This window comes from Streptomyces macrolidinus (genome assembly GCF_023887685.1).
Lineage (GTDB): Bacteria > Actinomycetota > Actinomycetes > Streptomycetales > Streptomycetaceae > Streptomyces > Streptomyces macrolidinus.
On record NZ_JAMWMR010000001.1, the window covers coordinates 225,346 to 242,384 of the forward strand.

General features: G+C 71.8%; 15 protein-coding genes and 1 tRNA gene. 11 read left to right on the plus strand and 5 right to left on the minus strand.

The genetic code is table 11. The features are described from left to right. The first annotated feature begins 203 nt into the window (after positions 1-203). From chpG to NGF19_RS01100, 3 genes are all read left to right on the plus strand, one after another. Entirely contained in the window at positions 204-443 is a 240-nt protein-coding gene (gene chpG / locus NGF19_RS01090; RefSeq protein ID WP_252421466.1) for a chaplin ChpG, read from the plus strand. 240 nt (positions 444-683) lie between these two features. Further along, complete coding sequence (locus NGF19_RS01095) at positions 684-977, plus strand: hypothetical protein (protein ID WP_252421733.1); 294 nt, start codon at positions 684-686, stop codon at positions 975-977. Positions 978-1,134: 157 nt separating this feature from the next. Then, positions 1,135-1,641 (plus strand): DUF3515 family protein, encoded by a 507-nt coding sequence (locus NGF19_RS01100; protein ID WP_252421467.1) that lies wholly within the window; start codon positions 1,135-1,137, stop codon positions 1,639-1,641. Between the two features lie 37 nt (positions 1,642-1,678). On the opposite strand, the gene NGF19_RS01105 is transcribed toward NGF19_RS01100, so the two are convergent. Beyond that, positions 1,679-1,754 (minus strand) — tRNA-Arg (locus tag NGF19_RS01105). 271 nt (positions 1,755-2,025) lie between these two features. Between NGF19_RS01105 and NGF19_RS01110 the strand changes: the two genes are divergently transcribed. The 7 genes from NGF19_RS01110 (at position 2,026) to NGF19_RS01140 (ending at position 11,167) form a co-directional block, all read left to right on the plus strand. Then, on the plus strand, positions 2,026-3,672 hold the full coding sequence (locus tag NGF19_RS01110) for a dynamin family protein (protein WP_252421468.1): 1,647 nt from the start codon (positions 2,026-2,028) through the stop codon (positions 3,670-3,672). A gap of 4 nt (positions 3,673-3,676) precedes the next feature. Next, positions 3,677-5,752, plus strand: coding sequence for a GTP-binding protein (locus NGF19_RS01115; RefSeq protein ID WP_252421469.1), 2,076 nt, complete (start codon positions 3,677-3,679; stop codon positions 5,750-5,752). Positions 5,753-6,032: 280 nt separating this feature from the next. Continuing rightward, positions 6,033-6,527, plus strand: a complete 495-nt coding sequence (locus NGF19_RS01120) for a single-stranded DNA-binding protein (protein ID WP_252421470.1) — start codon at positions 6,033-6,035, stop codon at positions 6,525-6,527. 283 nt (positions 6,528-6,810) lie between these two features. Next, entirely contained in the window at positions 6,811-8,220 is a 1,410-nt protein-coding gene (locus NGF19_RS01125; protein ID WP_252421471.1) for a Cys-Gln thioester bond-forming surface protein, read from the plus strand. 174 nt (positions 8,221-8,394) lie between these two features. Beyond that, positions 8,395-10,059 (plus strand): energy-dependent translational throttle protein EttA, encoded by a 1,665-nt coding sequence (ettA, locus tag NGF19_RS01130; protein WP_252421473.1) that lies wholly within the window; start codon positions 8,395-8,397, stop codon positions 10,057-10,059. A gap of 2 nt (positions 10,060-10,061) precedes the next feature. Continuing rightward, the gene (locus NGF19_RS01135; protein ID WP_252421475.1) at positions 10,062-10,472 is read left to right on the plus strand and encodes an acyl-CoA thioesterase; all 411 of its coding nucleotides are present in this window, start codon (positions 10,062-10,064) and stop codon (positions 10,470-10,472) included. Then, positions 10,469-11,167, plus strand: coding sequence for a DUF8185 domain-containing protein (locus NGF19_RS01140; RefSeq protein ID WP_252421477.1), 699 nt, complete (start codon positions 10,469-10,471; stop codon positions 11,165-11,167). Before NGF19_RS01135 ends, NGF19_RS01140 begins: the two co-directional genes overlap by 4 nt. Positions 11,168-11,191: 24 nt before the next feature. On the opposite strand, the gene NGF19_RS01145 is transcribed toward NGF19_RS01140, so the two are convergent. After that, positions 11,192-11,605 carry a globin gene (locus NGF19_RS01145; RefSeq protein ID WP_252421478.1) on the minus strand — a complete coding sequence of 138 codons (414 nt, stop codon included), beginning with the start codon at positions 11,603-11,605 and terminating at the stop codon, positions 11,192-11,194. Positions 11,606-11,791: 186 nt separating this feature from the next. Here NGF19_RS01145 and NGF19_RS01150 point away from each other — a divergent pair, with 186 nt between their 5' ends. After that, positions 11,792-12,769 (plus strand): methyltransferase domain-containing protein, encoded by a 978-nt coding sequence (locus NGF19_RS01150; protein WP_252421480.1) that lies wholly within the window; start codon positions 11,792-11,794, stop codon positions 12,767-12,769. A gap of 33 nt (positions 12,770-12,802) precedes the next feature. Here NGF19_RS01150 and NGF19_RS01155 read toward each other — a convergent pair whose 3' ends face one another. The 3 genes from NGF19_RS01155 to NGF19_RS01165 all read right to left on the minus strand — a co-directional run bounded on the left by NGF19_RS01155 (position 12,803) and on the right by NGF19_RS01165 (position 17,037). Next, positions 12,803-14,221, minus strand: a complete 1,419-nt coding sequence (locus NGF19_RS01155) for an FHA domain-containing protein (protein ID WP_252421482.1) — start codon at positions 14,219-14,221, stop codon at positions 12,803-12,805. 95 nt (positions 14,222-14,316) lie between these two features. Next, positions 14,317-15,666 (minus strand): VWA domain-containing protein, encoded by a 1,350-nt coding sequence (locus tag NGF19_RS01160; protein ID WP_252421483.1) that lies wholly within the window; start codon positions 15,664-15,666, stop codon positions 14,317-14,319. A 117-nt stretch (positions 15,667-15,783) separates the two neighbouring features. Next, on the minus strand, positions 15,784-17,037 hold the full coding sequence (locus NGF19_RS01165; protein ID WP_252421484.1) for a PP2C family protein-serine/threonine phosphatase: 1,254 nt from the start codon (positions 17,035-17,037) through the stop codon (positions 15,784-15,786). Positions 17,038-17,039: the final 2 nt, after the last annotated feature.

Consider the following 17,039-nt stretch of genomic DNA (forward strand, 5'->3'; position numbering starts at 1 on the left):
CGGATCGATCTCGTCTCGGTCATTGCGCGGAGCCGGTGTCACTCCATCGAGGGATGAGGAGGGGCGGGATGTGTCGTAGAGGTCAAGCCCGGCAATTCAGTGGATCACCCCTTCGGGGGCGCAACTCGGGCGCGAGCCGCGCGTTGACTCAGCGTCGGGCATCCCGCCCGGCCGTTATGACGAACCCCAAGGAGCATCTCTCCATGTTGCGTATCGCCAAGGGCCTGGCCCTGACCACCGTTGCCGCCGCGGCCGTGGCGGGCACCGCCGGCATCGCTGCCGCCGACAGCGGCGCCGAGGCTGCTGCGGCCCACTCCCCGGGCGTCCTGTCGGGCAACGTCGTGGAGGTCCCGATCCACGTCCCGGTCAACGTGTGCGGAAACACGATCGACGTCATCGGCGTGCTGAACCCCGCGTTCGGCAACACCTGCGCCAACCACTGACGTTCGCGCGAACCCTGCCGCCGGCCGTCTCCCTCCGGGGAGGCGGCCGGTCGGCGTGTCACGGCACGGGCGCATGGGGTTTCCGTAGCCCCGAGGGCTCGTTAGCAGGGCGCAGCACTACCACCCCCGTCGGTGACGCGAGTCGCCACAGAAGGAAGAAGAACCCCGATGAAGCAGAAGCAGCAGACGAAGCAGATGAAGCAGATGAAGCAGATGAAGCAGGCGAAGCAGGCGAAGCAGATGAAGCCACTCAAGGCCGCCGCTGTCCTTGCCGGGTCCCTGGTCGTCGCCGGTGCCGCGGCCCCCGCCTTCGCCGCGGACGCGTCGAGCCCCGTACCCGCCGGTCTGGGCGGCGCGCTGGAGACCCTCACCTCCCAGCGGAACCTCGACGTACGTCACTTCCAGCACCAGTCCGACGCCCTGAGCACCGAGAACAAGCAGTCGGTCCTCCACACCGTGAACACGGCGACGGCCCGCCTCAACCAGCAGGGCACGGGCCGACTGCTGGGCGGTCTCCCTCTCCAGGGCCGATGAACCCACCTCGGCTCGACCTCGGTTCCGCTCACCCTGGGGGCCTCGCGATGCCGCCCCGGGGTGCGGGCCGGGCGAAGGGGAGAGGAGGGGGCACGGGATGATGGGCCGGGCGCGGGCGTGCCGCTCCTAGTTCATCTCCGACAGGTATGGATCGATCATGCGAGTTGCCAGTGTGTGGTCCGGCGGGTTCGGCACGAAGAGCCGACGCTGGACGGCCCTCGGCGCGGCAGTGCTGATATCGGTTTCCGGATATGTTTTCGTCGACGCCCACAGAATCGACTCCGGCCCCTACGCGAGCGACGCGAAGTGCGACGCGGTCCTGGACCGGCTGCCCGAAGAGGTTCTTTCGAATTCCCGGGACTGGGTGATAGGGGAGGGAACCGCGGCCTGGGGAGGGCGGGAGGTGACCCTCCGATGCGGAGTTCCCGAACTCGACCCCACCACTGACCTGTGCGTCAGTGCCGACGGCGTCGACTGGGTTCTTGACGAAGGAACCCTGAAGACATCGGGCAAGAGCGTGCTCACCACTTACGGCCGCTCGCCCGCGATCGAAGTGACGTACGTGGGGCGCCGCGAGAACGCGGGTGACGTCCTGACGTCATTGAAGTCTTCGGTCAGCTGGATCCCGCAGAATTCACGGTGCCTCGACCTGAACGACGTATAGACCTTCCGTACGCCCTCCCGGTCGGGAGGGCGTCGCGTGGCGCCCCCGGCAGGACTCGAACCTGCGGCCAAGCGCTTAGAAGGCGCCTGCTCTATCCACTGAGCTACGGGGGCCGGTGTGGTGGCTGGTCTGTGTGGGGATCGGGTGTGGGCCGATCCGTGACCTTGCCGGGGACAAGGATAGAGGTCCCTGGCCCTTGTCCCGTGCGCTTCGCCTCCGTGGCTCGATGTGGAGGTTCGGTGAAGCGGTCCCGATAATCGCAGGCAGGTGCGAATCACGCATCGCTTTTGACGCCTCGCGCTCCGGGTGTTGTGTACTCGTTATGCCTGCGTCCCAGTCGTCCCTTCCGTCCGCTGTGTCCTGTCGGCGCGCAGACGGCTCCATATGCTTCAGAAACCATCCAAAATTGGGCATTCTTCGCATGTGCTGACCTTGGATGTACGGCCTCAGCTTCTCAACGCACTCTCCGCCTTGCGTGACCGTGTCGCCGCGGCACGCTTCCCGCTGCCCCTGGCCGGGGCGCCCTGCGCGCGTGCACACCGGGACGAGCTTCTCGCGCAGCTCGACGACTACGTGGTGCCCCGGCTGAGAGAACCCGACGCGCCCTTGCTGGCAGTCGTCGGCGGATCCACCGGGGCCGGCAAGTCGACTCTCGTCAACTCCCTTGTGGGCCGCAAGGTCAGCGAGGCCGGTGTGCTGCGGCCCACCACCCGCGTGCCCGTGCTCGTCTGCCACCCCCAGGACCACCACTGGTTCGGCGACCGGCGCGTCCTGCCCGGCCTCTCCCGGGTGTGGGTGCCCCGGCAGGAGACCGGCGACGAACCGCACGGAGTCGTCGACCACGAGGATCGCGTCCTGCGCGTCGAGACCGCCGACACGGTTCCGCAGGGGCTCGCCCTCCTGGACGCCCCCGACATCGACTCCCTGGTCGCCGGGAACCGGACCCTCGCCGCCGAGCTGATCTGCGCCGCCGACATCTGGATCCTGGTCACGACGGCCGCCCGGTACGCCGACGCCGTGCCCTGGCACCTGCTGCGGACCGCCAAGGAACATCAGGCGACCTTCGTCACCGTGCTCGACCGGGTCCCGCACCAGGTCGTCACCGAGGTCTCCCAGCAGTACGGCGCCCTGCTCGACAAGGCCGGGCTCGGCGATGTGCCGCGCTTCACCGTGCCCGAGCTGCCCGAGTCGGCCTGGGGCGGAGGGCTGCTGCCCGCCACCGCCGTCGCGCCGCTGCGCGCGTGGCTCACGGGGCAGGTGCAGGACCCCGCCGCCCGGCAGGTCGCCGTGACCCGTACCGCGCACGGTGCCCTGGACTCCCTGAAGTCCCGCATGCCCGAGCTGGCCGGGGCCGCCGCCGCCCAGTACGCCGCCGCGCTGCGGCTCACCGCTGCCGTCGACACCGCGTACGACAGCGAGTACGCGCGCGTGCAGGAGCGTCTGCGGGCCGGGGCCGTCCTCGCCGGTGAGGCGCTGAAGCGGTGGCGCAGCTATCCGGTCGACTGCACCGCCGGTGAACTGATGGACGCCCTCGTCGAGAGCCTCGGCACCCTGCTGCTGTGCGCGGTCACGGCCGCCGACGAGCACGTCGACGAGGCCTGGCGCAACGAACCAGCCGCGAGCACGCCCGCGTTGATGAACCACGATCCGATCCTGGACAGCGCCGAGCACCGCATCGGGATGACCGTACGACGCTGGCGGCGCGTTCTCGAGGAGTACGCCGAGGACGAGGTACGCGATCTCGACAAGGGCGGCGCCCCGGACGCCGAGGTGGTCGCCGCCCTGGTCGCCACGGCTCTCCTGGGCGGACACCGGGCACGGGCGGCCGGCGAGAGGCTCGCCGAGCGGATCGGCGTGCAAGGGGCGCTGCGGCTGAGCGACCGCGCCACCCGCCTGCTCGCCGAGTATCTCGAACGGGCGCTGCGCACCGAACGCGAGCGCCGTCTCGCCCCTCTCGACGCCCTCGACGTCCGGGCCGAGCCCCAGGCCGAACTCATCGCCGCGCTGTCCGTACTGGAGAAGGAGAGGTGAGCCGGTGACTGCCGTCACTGACCACACCGACCGTTCCGAGCATCCCCAGCGTCCCCAGCACTCTCAGGGCGAGCCCTCGGACGAGCCCGCTTCCCTCGATGAGCCCGCTGTCCCCGATGAGGGAGAGGACGGCGCACACGCGCGCGTGGAGCGTGCTACAGGGCACGTCGGCGTTTCGGACTCGGGTCCCGACTCGGACTCGGGGCACTCGGACTCGGGGTCGAGTTCGGGCTCGGGCTCGGGCTCGGGGTCGAGTTCGGGCTCGGCTTCGGACGAGACGGGTGTGGAGGCGGTCGTCGGTGCGGCGGCCGAGTCCGTACCCGTACGCGCGGGCGACGATCCGGTGGCTCCCGCCGGGAGCGAGACCGTCTGGGACGACGGGCTGATCGCCAGGCGCATGCCCGCGACGGCCTCCGAGGCGGCCGTCACGCACGAGGCGGTCGCGATCGTGGAACCCCGCGGCAGAGCCGTACGACAGCCCGAGCCCCTGACCTACGAAGCACCCTTGCGATCACGGCTGGACGCGCTGCACGAGCTGGTGGGCCTGTCACGGACCCGGCTGGACAGCGACACGCTCGCCGAGGCGGGCCGGGTCCTGGACACGGCCGCCGAGCGCCGCAGGCTCTCCGGGGAGCACACCGTGATCGCCGTCGCGGGCGCCACCGGCAGCGGCAAGTCGACGCTCTTCAACGCGCTCGCCGGAGTGGCCATTTCGGAGACCGGCGTCCGCAGGCCGACCACCGCCGCGCCGATCGCGTGCAGTTGGAGCGACGGCGCCGGACCCCTCATCGACCGGCTCGGCATCCCGGGGAGGCTGCGCCGTCGCCCCGTACCGACCCCGGACGGCGAGGCACCGCTGAGCGGGCTCGTCCTGATCGACCTGCCCGACCACGACTCCGCGGCCGTACAACACCGGGAGGAGGTCGACCGCATCCTCGCGCTCGTCGACGCGGTCATCTGGGTCGTCGACCCCGAGAAGTACGCCGACGCGGTCCTCCACGAGCGCTATCTGCGGCCTCTCGCCGGACACGCCGAGATCATGTTCGTCGTTCTCAACCAGGTGGACCGGCTGCCCGGGGAGGCCGCCGACCATGTGCTCGACGATCTGCGCCGGCTGCTCGACGGCGACGGGATCGCCCTCGGGGAGTACGGAGAGCCGGGCGCGACCGTGCTCGCGCTGTCCGCGCTCACGGGCGAAGGCGTGGGCGAACTGCGCGAGGCGCTCGGGCAGTTCGTGGCGGAGCGCGGGGCCGCCGCGCGCCGCGTCGCCGCCGATGTGGACGGGGCCGCGGCCCGGCTGCGGCCCGTCTACGCGGCAGGTCAGCGCATGGGCCTGACCGAGGAGGCGCGCGAGGAGTTCGCCGAGCGGCTGGCGGACGCGGTGGGCGCGACCGCCGCGGGCGAGGCCGCCGAGCGCGCCTGGCTGCGCGACGCGGGTCGCGCGTGCGGTACGCCCTGGCTGCGGCTGTGGCGGTGGTGCAGGCATCGCAACGACCCCGCCACGGGACGGCTGTCCGTGCCCGCGTCCGCCGACGAGGAGGCGACCGCCCGGCAGCGCGTGGAGCAGGCCGTACGGACGGTGGCGGACCACGCCGCGAACGGGCTGCCCGCGCCCTGGGCCCAGGCGGTGCGCGAGGCCGCGGCGCGCGGCGCGCAGGAGTTGCCGGAGGCGCTGGACGAACTGGCGGCGCGGGTCGCCACGCCGCCGGAGCGACCGCCCCGGCCCGGCTGGTGGCCCGCCACCGTGCTCGCCCAGGCGTCGATGACGCTCTTCCAGGTCATCGGCACGCTGTGGTTGTTGGGGCAGGCCTTGGGGTTCATGTCGCCGAACCTGGGGGTGCCGGTGCTGCTGATGGCACTCGGTGTGGTCGGCGGCCCCGCCATCGAGTGGAGCTGCAGGACGGCCGCGCGCGCCCCGGCCCGGCGGTACGGGCTGGAGACGGAACGGCGCTTGCGGGACGCGGCTGCCGGGTGCGGGCGGGCCCGGGTACTGGATCCGGTGGCGGCGGAGCTGTTGCGGTACCGGGAGGTCCGGGAACAGTACGCGAAGGTCACGGGGGTGGGGGCGCGGGTGGGGTGAGCCGGTCCCGCCGCTGCATGAGCCTGTCCTGCCGCTGCACAGGGCAGCGGCGGAGGTCCTCGTTCGAGTGGGGGAGTTGTCCACAACCGGGCGGTAGCCCACAGCGCTCAGCGGACTCGGGCCGACGGAGGCAGTCTGATCACACGGCGATCGCGACGAGCGCGGTCGTCGTGGCGGCGGCGGTGTGCGCCAGGGCGTGACCGCCGCGACGGACGCAGCCGTACGGGACGGGCCCGTACGTGTTCTGGCCCGGCACGGGAGCCGGGGCGAGGGAGGGGTTGTGAACGAGACGATGGTGTGTGTGGTCGGCAACGTGGCCACGCAACCGGTGTATCTGGAGTCGGCGGCGGGGCCCACGGTGCGCTTCCGGCTGGCGGTGACGGCGCGTTATCTGGACCGGGGGAAGAACGTGTGGACCGACGGGCACACGAACTTCTTCACGGTGTGGGCCCGGCGCTCGCTCGCCACGAACGTCGCGGCGTCCGTGTCCGTAGGCGATCCGCTCGTCGTGCAGGGGCGGTTGAAGGTGCGCAGCGAGCAGCGCGAGGGGCAGGGCTGGTTGTCGGCGGACCTGGACGCGGCGGCGATCGGCCATGATCTGTCGCGCGGCACCTCCGCCTTCCGGCGGTCCTCCAGGCCCGAGGCACAGCCCGGGGCGGCGGCGCAGCCCGAGCCCACCTGGGAGACGACACCGGCAGGTCGGCAGGAGACGAGGGACGAGCCGCGGACATCGCGGGAACCTCAACCCGGCCTGGAACCAGTCGAAGTGACGTGACGTCAGCCACGATGAAGACTCGTTCGCCCTTCCTGTCCTCTCTGTCGGCTATGCGGGGTTGTGTAGGTCGAAGTGCGAAGAATCCCTGTGGATTTGTCGATAAGCACAGGTCGCAAACAGGGGGAGCGATAACGATTCCGAGTCGGATCGGCGATCCGACTATGTGATCGGGAGGTGGGGTGTGGGGCCTCCTTAGGATGCCGGACATAGCTCTCGGGGCTTCTGATTCTGCTGGCGGGACCGTGCCCCCCATGCCAACGGGTCCTGCTCGAAGGGGAATTCTGTGCTTTCTTCGCTTTCCGCGCCGTCCGTGCGCAGGCGTGGGGCTGCCCGCCTCGCCGACGCGACGCTGGTGTCCGGACTCGTCGCGGCGGGCCTGCTGGCCGCCGCGGGCGTGGCGGTCGCCGGCGGGACACCGCAGAGCGGGGGCGGCGCGACGGCGACCATCGGCGGCCTCAAGACCTACGGCACCGCGGTCATCCACGACGGGGACGCGAACGAGCAGGTCCCGGCAGGCCTGTTCGAGATGTCCGTCGACAACGGCGGCACCCTGCAGACCTACTGCATCGACCTCCACACCCCGACGCAGAAGGACGCCCGGTACCACGAGACGCCCTGGAGCGGTACGTCGCTGAGCGGCAACAAGAACGCGGGCAAGATCCGTTGGATCCTGCAGAACTCCTACCCGCAGGTGAACGATCTGGCGGAGCTGGCGGCCAAGGCCGGGGCCAAGGGGCTCACCGAGCAGGACGCGGCGGCCGGCACCCAGGTGGCGATCTGGCGCTACTCGGACGGCGCGGACGTGGACGCGGTCGACCCGCGGGCGGAGAAGCTCGCGGACTACCTGGAGGAGAACGCGCGCACCCTCGCGGAACCGGCCGCTTCCCTGACTCTCGACCCGCCCGCGGTCTCGGGTCACCCCGGTGAGCGGCTCGGTCCGGTCACGGTGCACACGAACGCGGACAGTGCCACGGTGAGGCCGCCGGCCGACGCCATGGCGAGCGGCGTGAAGATCGTCGACAAGCGCGGCAAGGCGGTCACGTCCGCGACCGACGGCAGCCGGATCTATGTCGAGGTGCCCAAGGAGGCGCAGGACGGCTGGGTCGACCTGTCCGTGCAGGCGTCGACCACCGTGCCGGTCGGGCGGGCCTTCGTCTCGGAGACCCGCAGCCAGACGCAGATACTCGCCGGGTCCAGCGAATCGACGGTCTCGGCCACGGCGACGGCGAACTGGGCCGTGGCGGGCGCGATACCCGCGCTGTCGGCCGTGCAGGACTGCGCCAAGAGCGCGGTGGACATCACCGCGGTGAACAAGGGCGACGAGCCGTTCACGTTCGCCCTGATGGGGGCCGAGCACACCATCGCGGCGGGCACGTCACAGACGGTGGCGATCCCGTTGCAGGAGGATCAGGCGTACGACTTCACGGTCAAGGGGCCGGGCGGCTACCAGAAGCGGTTCAAGGGTGTCCTCGACTGCAAGACCGAGGGGCGTACCGCCAACCTGACCACGCAGACGGTCAGCGAGCCCAGCCCGGCCACGGGGGGCGCCGCGGCGCCCACGGACACCAACCTCGCCGAGACGGGCACGTCGAGCGCGACCCCGTTCATCGCGGGCACGGCCATCGGCCTGGTGGTGATCGGCGGCGCCGCCCTCCTCCTGGTCCGCGCGAAGAAGACACCGAAGCGGGACTGAGCGGACGGCTTCGACCGTGGGGGCGCCCGACCGTGACGGCTGTGCTGCGGTTCGTGACGGTCGGGGGCCGGGTCGCACCCCGTGGGCCGGACTCGTTTTCGTCTTGGGGTGGCGGTCAGGCAAGATGGGATGTATCTGCCCACTGCCAGATTTCAAGCTGCCGGACGGTTTCTCTTGGCTGAGTTCATTTACACCATGCGCAAGGCGCGCAAGGCGCACGGCGACAAGGTGATTCTCGACGACGTCACCCTGAGCTTCTACCCGGGTGCGAAGATCGGCGTCGTCGGCCCGAACGGCGCCGGTAAGTCGACCGTCCTCAAGATCATGGCCGGTCTTGAGCAGCCGTCGAACGGTGACGCCTTCCTGACCCCCGGCTACAGCGTCGGCATCCTGCTCCAGGAGCCCCCGCTGAACGAGGAGAAGACCGTTCTGGAGAACGTCCAGGAGGGTGTCGCCGAGATCAAGGGCAAGCTCGACCGGTTCAACGAGATCGCCGAGCAGATGGCGGTCGAGTACACCGACGAGCTGATGGAGGAGATGGGCAAGCTCCAGGAGGACCTCGACCACGCCAACGCGTGGGACCTGGACTCCCAGTTGGAGCAGGCCATGGACGCCCTCGGCTGCCCGCCCGGCGACTGGCCCGTCACCACCCTCTCCGGCGGCGAGAAGCGCCGTGTCGCGCTGTGCAAGCTCCTGCTGGAGCAGCCCGACCTGCTGCTGCTCGACGAGCCCACCAACCACCTCGACGCCGAGTCCGTGAACTGGCTGGAGCAGCACCTGGCCAAGTACCCGGGCACCGTCGTCGCGGTCACCCACGACCGGTACTTCCTGGACAACGTCGCTGGCTGGATCTGCGAGGTGGACCGCGGTCGCCTCCACGGCTACGAGGGCAACTACTCCAAGTACCTCGAGACCAAGGCCGCCCGCCTCAAGGTCGAGGGCCAGAAGGACGCCAAGCGGCAGAAGCGCCTCAAGGACGAGCTGGAGTGGGTCCGCTCCAACGCCAAGGGGCGGCAGGCCAAGTCCAAGGCGCGACTGGCCCGTTACGAGGAGATGGCCGCCGAGGCCGACAAGATGCGGAAGCTGGACTTCGAGGAGATCCAGATCCCGCCGGGCCCGCGCCTGGGCAACATCGTGGTCGAGGTGGACCAGCTCAACAAGGCCTTCGGCGAGAAGGTCCTCGTGGACAACCTCAGCTTCACGCTGCCGCGCAACGGCATCGTCGGCGTCATCGGTCCGAACGGCGCGGGCAAGACCACGCTGTTCAAGATGATCCAGGGCCTGGAGCAGCCCGACACCGGTTCGATCAAGGTCGGCGAGACCGTCAAGATCTCGTACGTCGACCAGAGCCGCGAGAACATCGACCCGAAGAAGACGCTGTGGGAGGTCGTCTCCGACGGCCTGGACTACATCAACGTCGGCCACGTCGAGATGCCCTCGCGCGCGTACGTCTCCGCGTTCGGCTTCAAGGGCCCGGACCAGCAGAAGCCGGCCGGTGTCCTGTCCGGTGGTGAGCGCAACCGCCTCAACCTCGCGCTCACCCTGAAGCAGGGCGGCAACCTGCTGCTGCTCGACGAGCCGACCAACGACCTGGACGTCGAGACCCTGTCCTCGCTCGAGAACGCCCTCCTGGAGTTCCCGGGCTGCGCCGTCGTCGTCTCCCACGACCGGTGGTTCCTGGACCGCGTGGCCACGCACATCCTCGCCTACGAGGGCGAGTCCAAGTGGTTCTGGTTCGAGGGCAACTTCGAGTCGTACGAGAAGAACAAGGTCGAGCGGCTCGGCCCGGACGCCGCCCGCCCGCACCGTGCCTCCTACAAGAAGCTGACCCGGGGCTGATCTTGCGGCACATCTACCGCTGCCCGCTGCGCTGGGCGGACATGGACGCGTACGGGCACGTCAACAACGTCGTGTTCCTCCGCTATCTGGAGGAGGCCCGTATCGACTTCCTGTTCCGCCCGGACAAGGATTTCCAGCAGGGGTCCGTGGTGGCGCGCCATGAGATCGACTACAAGCGGCAGTTGGTCCACCGGCACGCGCCGGTGGACATCGAGCTGTGGGTCACGGAGATCAAGGCGGCGTCCTTCACGCTCGCCTACGAGGTCAAGGACCCGGACCAGGTCTATGTCCGGGCTTCGACGGTGATCGTGCCGTTCGACTTCGCGGCGCAGCGACCGCGCCGGATCACCGCGGAGGAACGCGAGTTCCTCCGGGAGTACACGGACGACAAGGAGGAGGCCGTCGTCGCATGACGGTGCTCCAGCTCACCGATGACCGGGAGGCGGCGGACCTGGCCGCCTTCCTGGCCCGGCTGATCCACTACGACCGCGGCGCCGCCGTACGCCTCCAGGCGACCGGCACGACGCTCGCGGTGTTCGGGCGACCGCCGTCGTTCGAGGTGCTCGCCATCCGTACGGTGCGGCTCGCCAAGCCCTACGAGGACGGGCTCGACACCCGGCTCGATGTGACCGTGTCGGCCGGTGAGCTGCTGGAGTCCCTGGACGAGGCGGCGGCCACGGCGGTCGTACCGACTGCCGTCACCGGGCCGCCGTGGGCCGGGGTCCTGCCCCCGCGCGGCGGCTGGCGGACGGTACCGCATCTGCCGTCGCCCGACGCGCTGCGGGCGGCCGTGGCCGCGGCGGTGGCCGAATTCCGGTCGCGGGCACGGGAGTTGGCGCCCGAGCGGCGGACGCGCCCCGTACTCGACCGGATCGGCCGGGAGATCTGGTCCCGCACGGTGGCCGACACGGGGCTTCCGGTGCGGGCCCTGCACGCCGCGCAGTCGCTGGGCTTCCTGCGCCCCGCCGCACCGGCATCGGCACCGGCATCCGGCGAGGAGCCGGTGGCGCTGTTCTCGTCGGGTGCGTGGCTTCGGCTGCGCACCCCGTACGGGTCGATCGCCGTACGGGGCAGCGGACTCGGCGCCCTGGACATCAGCGTCCGCTGACCCCCCGGTCGGCCCGGACAGGGCTCAGTCCGGCGCGTTCACCATCGCCTTGGCCGCGTACGTCAGGTAGTTCCACAGCGTCTGCTCGTGCTCCTCGGCGAGGCCGAGTTCGTCCATGGCGTCCCGCATGTGCTTCAGCCAGGCGTCGTGCGCGGCCTTGTTCACCGTGAACGGGACATGGCGCATGCGCAGTCGGGGATGGCCGCGCTTCTCGCCGTACGTCGTCGGGCCGCCCCAGTACTGGATCAGGAACAGCACGAGGCGCTCCTCGGCCGGACCCAGGTCCTCCTCCGGGTACATGGGCCGCAGGATCGGGTCCTCGGCGACTCCCTCGTAGAAACGGTGAACGAGTCGGCGGAAGGTCTCCTCCCCGCCGACAAGCTCGTAGAAGGTCTGCTCCTGAAGCGTGCCGCGCCGAATCTCTGTCACGTCATCCATGGTCTCAGACGCCGCGACGGAGGACTTCGGGCGGAGGACTTTCGGCTGAGGGGCTGAGGAGCTGAGGGACTGAGGGGCTCTGAGGGACTCGGGTCGCTCGGGCCGGGTCGCTCGGGTCGAGAGAGGGATTCAGCTCCGCGTCCGGTGCGAGTCGCTCGCGGTGCTCGTCCGCAGCACAGTGGAGACATGACCGCGCGCGCTCCCGACCACGACCTGGAGACCCTCGCCACATCCGCGCGGGCGCGCCTCGTCCAGGAGATCGACGCGAGCGGCGCCTGGGCCGCCGATCCCGTCTGGCGGGAGGCGTTCGCCGCGGTGCCGCGCCATCTCTTCGTACCCTCCTACTTCCTCCCCGACCCGGCGGGCGGCTACGAGCGCCGCTGGGGCGACGACCCCGATCCGCGGCGCCGGGAGGAGTGGCTGCGCGGCGCGTACGACGACACCCCGCTGGCCACCCGGGTACGCGACGGCGAGCTGCTCTCCTCCAGCAGCCAGCCCTCCCTGATGGCCATGATGCTGACCGAGCTGCGGGTCGAGGACGGGAACGCCGTGCTGGAGATCGGTGCCGGTACCGGGTACAACGCGGCCCTGCTCGCCCACCGCCTCGGCGACGACCTGGTCACCACCGTCGATCTCGACCCGGAGATCACCGAGTCCGGCCGGCAGCATCTGAGGGCCGCGGGGTACCACCCGGCCGTGGTCACGGGCGACGGGGCGCGCGGGGTACCGGCCCGCGCGCCGTACGACCGGATCATCGCGACGTGCGCGCTGCGGACGATCCCCGGGGCGTGGCCTGCCCAGTGCCGTCCGGGCGCGCGCATCCTCGCGCCCTGCGCGACCGGGCTGATCGCCCTGCGGGTACGGGACGCGAGGCGGGCCGAGGGCCGCTTCCTGCCCACGCCCGCCTACTTCGTACCGCTGCGCGGCTCCGCCCGGCCCGAGCCGCCGTCTCTCGGCGGGCTGCCGCGCCGGGCCCGGAACAACGACCTCTTCCGGTTCCTGCTGGAGCTGACGGCGGGCGGCCTCGACCCGTACGACGCGTACACGCTGTGGGAGCGCGAGGGGCGGCCCGCCCGCGAGCGGTACGGGATCACGGTCAGAGGCGAGGAGTCCCGGGCATGGCTGGACACCCCGCAGGGGCCGTACGTCTGGCCCCTGCCGTGACGCGGCCCCCTGCGGTGATCGCCCGTCCCGCCCTCAGTCCCGGCGGATCGTGATCGTCGTCCACGCGCCCACGTGCACCTGGTCCCCGTCGTGGAGGGGCACCGGCACGAAGGGCTGGATGGGCTCCTCGGCGCCGTTGACCGTCGTCCCGTTCGTGGAGTTCTGGTCGACGACCGCCCAGGTGCCGTCCGGCTGCTGGACCAGGACCGCGTGCTGGTGCGAGACGCCCGGGTCCTCCGGCGGCACCGACAGGTCGATGTCGGGGGTGTCGCCGGTGGAGTGGCGGCGGCGGCCGATGGTGATCTGCTGGCCGGTGAGCGCGCGCTGCTGCTCCGGGGAGTACGCCGGCAGGTTCAGGCCCGCGGCCTCGGGGCCGGAGCGCTGCATCATCGCCATGAAGTACTCACGGTCCGGGCCGACGGTCGCGGTCCACGTCGCCGGCTGTCCCTCGTGGGGGCGGGGCGGGGTGTGGCCGGAGGCGGGCTGCGCGGCGCCGAAGCCGCCGCCGTGCTGACCGCCACCGGAACCGCCGCCGGGCGCCTCGGTCGCCGGGGACGAGGGCGGGGAGATCACCCAGTCGTCGTCACCGCCGCCGAAGGACGGGCCCTCCGGCTGCTGCGGAGCGGCGGGCGGGAAGCCCTGGACCTGCGGCGGGGGAGGCGGACCGGGCCGCTGGAACGAGGGAGCGGGCGGCGGGCCGCCCTGCTGGAAGGCCTGGGGAGCCGCGGGTGCGCCGTTCTGGGGGGCGCCGGGACCGCCACCGGGACCGCCGGGGCCACCACCGGGGCCACCGTGACCACCGTGACCACCGGGGCCGCCGGGGTTGCCCGGACCACCAGGACCCCCCGGACCACCAGGACCCCCCGGACCGCCCGGACCGCCCGGCGTGGGCCCAGGCGGCGGCGGAACCGGTCGCGAAGGGTCGGAGCCGAACGCGGGCGGGCGCGGGGCGTTCCCGCCGAAGGGCGCGGGTCCGGACGGCTCGCCGCCGAACGACGGGCCGGGCGGGATCGGTTCGGCGGGACGGTTCACCTGCGAGGGCCGCGACCCCTGGTAGTCGTACCCCTCATGGCCGGGCCCCGGCCCACCGCCCTGCGCGAAGCGCGCCGCAGGGTTCGGGGCCGACGGGCGCGGTGCCGCCGGGGTGTACGAGGTCGCCTTGTTGGTCAGGAAGTTCCACCGGCACTCCTCGCAGAACGGCGCGCCGCCCTCACGGGGCGTGCGGCACTGCGGGCACAGCTCCGGCTCGCGGCCCGGCGCACCGGGCATCGGCGGCCGTCCCGCGCCCTGCCCCGGCACACCCGGCGGGGGCGAACCCGGCGCCGGGTAGCCGTAACCCGCGCCGGGCGGCGGCGGTGGCGGGGGTGGGGGCACGGCACCGGCCATACGGTGACCACAGACCTCGCACCAGTCGTCGGAACCCGACTGGTGTCCGTTCGGGCAGGTCGGCATGTCGGCGCTTCCCCCTCTCCTTCGTCCGGTCCTCGGGACCGGCGTGGTTCTCCGGCCCCTGAGGGCCGGGCTCGTCGCTCTCGGGTCTTGCTACGTCACTTCTTCACGCGAACAGTCTTGGTGGACCGGGTCTCGAGAGTCATCTCGTCGGCCTCCGCGACCTTCGCTTTCAGTCGCACAGTACCTGTCGCGACATCGACCACGTCCACCACCTTCGCAAGCAGTTTCGCAGTATCCGCGTTCCCCGAAGCGTCGGCGAGCTGAACGGCCCGTCCCAGCTTGGCCGTTGCGCCGTCGAAGTCACCCGCTTTGCGCAGGTCCAGCCCCTGTTGGATGACTTGTGCCAGTTCGGCCTGGCCTGTGTAGTGGGCGACCTGGGGGTTGAGCGACGTGGACGCCGACATGTCGTCCGTCCACACCGCCCGTACGAGTCCGGGGGCGCCGAGGCTGTGGGCGCCGCCGTCCCCGCCCTGCGGGATCACCAGCGAGACACGGGCCGCGAGCATCTCCTGGCCTATGCCGGCCGGGGGGACCTGGACGCACACGTGGTAGTCGCGGGACTCGTCGCCCCAGGAGCCGGTCGGGTAGTCCCCGGCGCGCGGGCTCGCGTCGACCCGGCGGCCGGTCAACTCCTCGACCGTGGGCGCCACTTGCTTGACGAACTTGATCTCCGTCCCGACGGGCGTCCACAGCCGCAGCGCGACGTCCGCGACCTCCTTGCCCATGGCCGTCTCCATCATCTGCGTGAAGTCGGCGGCCAGGGCGGCCGGGTCGGCGACGATGTCGGCGGTGCCGAGCAGCGCGGAGGCGATGGCCGTGACCTCCTTGACCTCCCAGTCGGTGCCCACGCCCCGCGCGTCACAGGTGAACCGGCCGGCGCAGGCGTCCAGTGCGGCCTTCAGATCCTCGGGCGACTCGTGTTCGTTGCGGCCGTCGGTGAGCAGGATGCCGTGCCGGATGGGGACGTCCACCGAGGACAGCAGCCGGTCGGCCAGCCGCAGCCAGGTGCCGATCGCCGTGCCGCCGCCCGCGCTGAGCTTGCGCAGCGCCGTCTTGGCATGCCCGCGGGTGGTCGCGTCGGCGACGGCGAGCCGGCCGCCGCCCGGGTAGACCTCCGTGGCCACATGCGTGCCGCCGACCACCGCGAAGTGCACACCGTCGCGCAGGGTGTCGATGGCGGCGGCCGTCGCGTCGCGAGCGTTGCGCATCTTGACCGGCGGGTAGTCCATCGACCCGGAGCAGTCGACCATGATCGCCACGGCGGCGGCCGGGCCCTGCCCCGGTGAGTAGAGGTGGGGTGCCGTGATCGCGCTGCCGATCGTGCCGCCGCCGGTCGCCGTCACCGTCACGATGGCGTTGACCTCGCTGCCGCCCTCCGGCAGGTACTCGTTCTGGTAGACGTCGACCGAGAACTGCGGCACGTCGGACTTCGAGAAATTGGCCATGGCTTCTGTGATCCCCCTCGGACCCCGGCGCTGCGGGGGTGACGACTGGTTGCGGGCCGGTCCCCCGCGGTCCGGGGCCCGACCCCCGTCGGCCGCCGGACCGTCCAGGGACGCTCCTCAGGCGGATCCTGCCCCCGGCGGCGGCGCCGGGAACGGAAGGACCGCCACTGTTACGTTGTCGTGGCCCCCGCCGTCCAGCGCGTGGCCCACCAGGACCTGGGCGCTGTGCAGGGGGCGCCGGTCGGCGTCGAGCGGCAGGACCTCGGCCATCTCCTCGGCGGCTTCCGCGTAGTTCCACAGCCCGTCGGTGCACACCACCACCACACCCGGCCCGTCCGGTTTGAACGAGGCCGTGTGCGGCTCCAGTTCGTAGGCGTCCGCGCCGAGCCAGCCCGTGATCGCGTGGGCGCGCTCGTCGGCGTAGGCCTCGGCCTCGGTCATCAGGCCCGCGGCGACCATCTGCGCGGCCCATGAGTCGTCCTCGGTGAGCCGGGCCGGGGGCGCGGCGCGGTCCACCGGCACCCAGTAGGCGCGGCTGTCGCCGACCCAGCCGATGATCAGCAGCCGGTCGGTGACGACGGCGCCGACGAGGGTGCAGGCGGGCGAGTTCTGATGCGGGGCGTGCTCCTGGGCCGTGTCCGGCTCGGCGGCCAGCGCGTTGACGGCCTGCGCGGCGGCCACGATCGCCTCGTGCATGGCTTGTTGGGGGTGGATGCCCGTCGGCAGGGCCTCCCGCAGCGTGCGGCCCGCCGCGCGGGACGCGGCGAGGGAGGCGTCGTCGGGCCGCGTCGCCGAGGAGACGCCGTCGCAGACGATCGCGACGACGGCGGGCGAGCCGTCGGGCAGCCGGGCCTCGGAGACCGTGAACGCGTCCTCGTTGCGATGGTGGCGCAGGCCTCGGTCGCTGACCGCGGCGACCGCCGTCAACTCCTCTTCCATGTGGTCGCGTTCGCGGGGCTGGGCGTGGCCGCAGTTCTCGCAGTAGCCGTCGTCGTCCACCGTGCCCGCGCGGCAGGCCACGCACGTCTTCGAACCGGCGGCGGGCGTCGGCGGTACGAGCGTGCGCGGGTCGACGGGCGCGTCCGCGCCCACGGCGGCGGGCGCCGGGGGTTCGGGGGAGGCCAGGTGGTAGTCCTCGGACTCCTTGGGGCCGCTCGACGGCGGGGCGGCGGCGGGCCGGTCCATCGAGGCCGCCTGCTCGGGGAGGTGCCCCGAGGAGCCGTTCACGGCCGACGCCGGGGCGCATTGCGGCGGGGCGGGCACCGCCGACAGGTCGTACCCACAGGCGCCGCAGAAGCGGTCACCCGACTCGACGGGCTCCTCGCAACTGGGGCACCTCGAAAGGGCCGTCCGCTGGGACATCTGCGACATCG

Excerpts from the sequence above, each read along its gene's own strand:
- NGF19_RS01110 (WP_252421468.1), top strand. The coding sequence starts at position 2,026 with ATGCTTCAGAAACCATCCAAAATTGGGCATTCTTCGCATGTGCTGACC.
- chpG (WP_252421466.1), top strand. The coding sequence starts at position 204 with ATGTTGCGTATCGCCAAGGGCCTGGCCCTGACCACCGTTGCCGCCGCG.
- NGF19_RS01165 (WP_252421484.1), bottom strand. The coding sequence starts at position 17,037 with ATGTCGCAGATGTCCCAGCGGACGGCCCTTTCGAGGTGCCCCAGTTGC.
- NGF19_RS01155 (WP_252421482.1), bottom strand. The coding sequence starts at position 14,221 with ATGCCGACCTGCCCGAACGGACACCAGTCGGGTTCCGACGACTGGTGC.
- NGF19_RS01150 (WP_252421480.1), top strand. The coding sequence starts at position 11,792 with ATGACCGCGCGCGCTCCCGACCACGACCTGGAGACCCTCGCCACATCC.
- NGF19_RS01095 (WP_252421733.1), top strand. The coding sequence starts at position 684 with ATGAAGCCACTCAAGGCCGCCGCTGTCCTTGCCGGGTCCCTGGTCGTC.
- NGF19_RS01100 (WP_252421467.1), top strand. The coding sequence starts at position 1,135 with ATGCGAGTTGCCAGTGTGTGGTCCGGCGGGTTCGGCACGAAGAGCCGA.
- NGF19_RS01145 (WP_252421478.1), bottom strand. The coding sequence starts at position 11,605 with ATGGATGACGTGACAGAGATTCGGCGCGGCACGCTTCAGGAGCAGACC.
- NGF19_RS01160 (WP_252421483.1), bottom strand. The coding sequence starts at position 15,666 with ATGGCCAATTTCTCGAAGTCCGACGTGCCGCAGTTCTCGGTCGACGTC.
- NGF19_RS01140 (WP_252421477.1), top strand. The coding sequence starts at position 10,469 with ATGACGGTGCTCCAGCTCACCGATGACCGGGAGGCGGCGGACCTGGCC.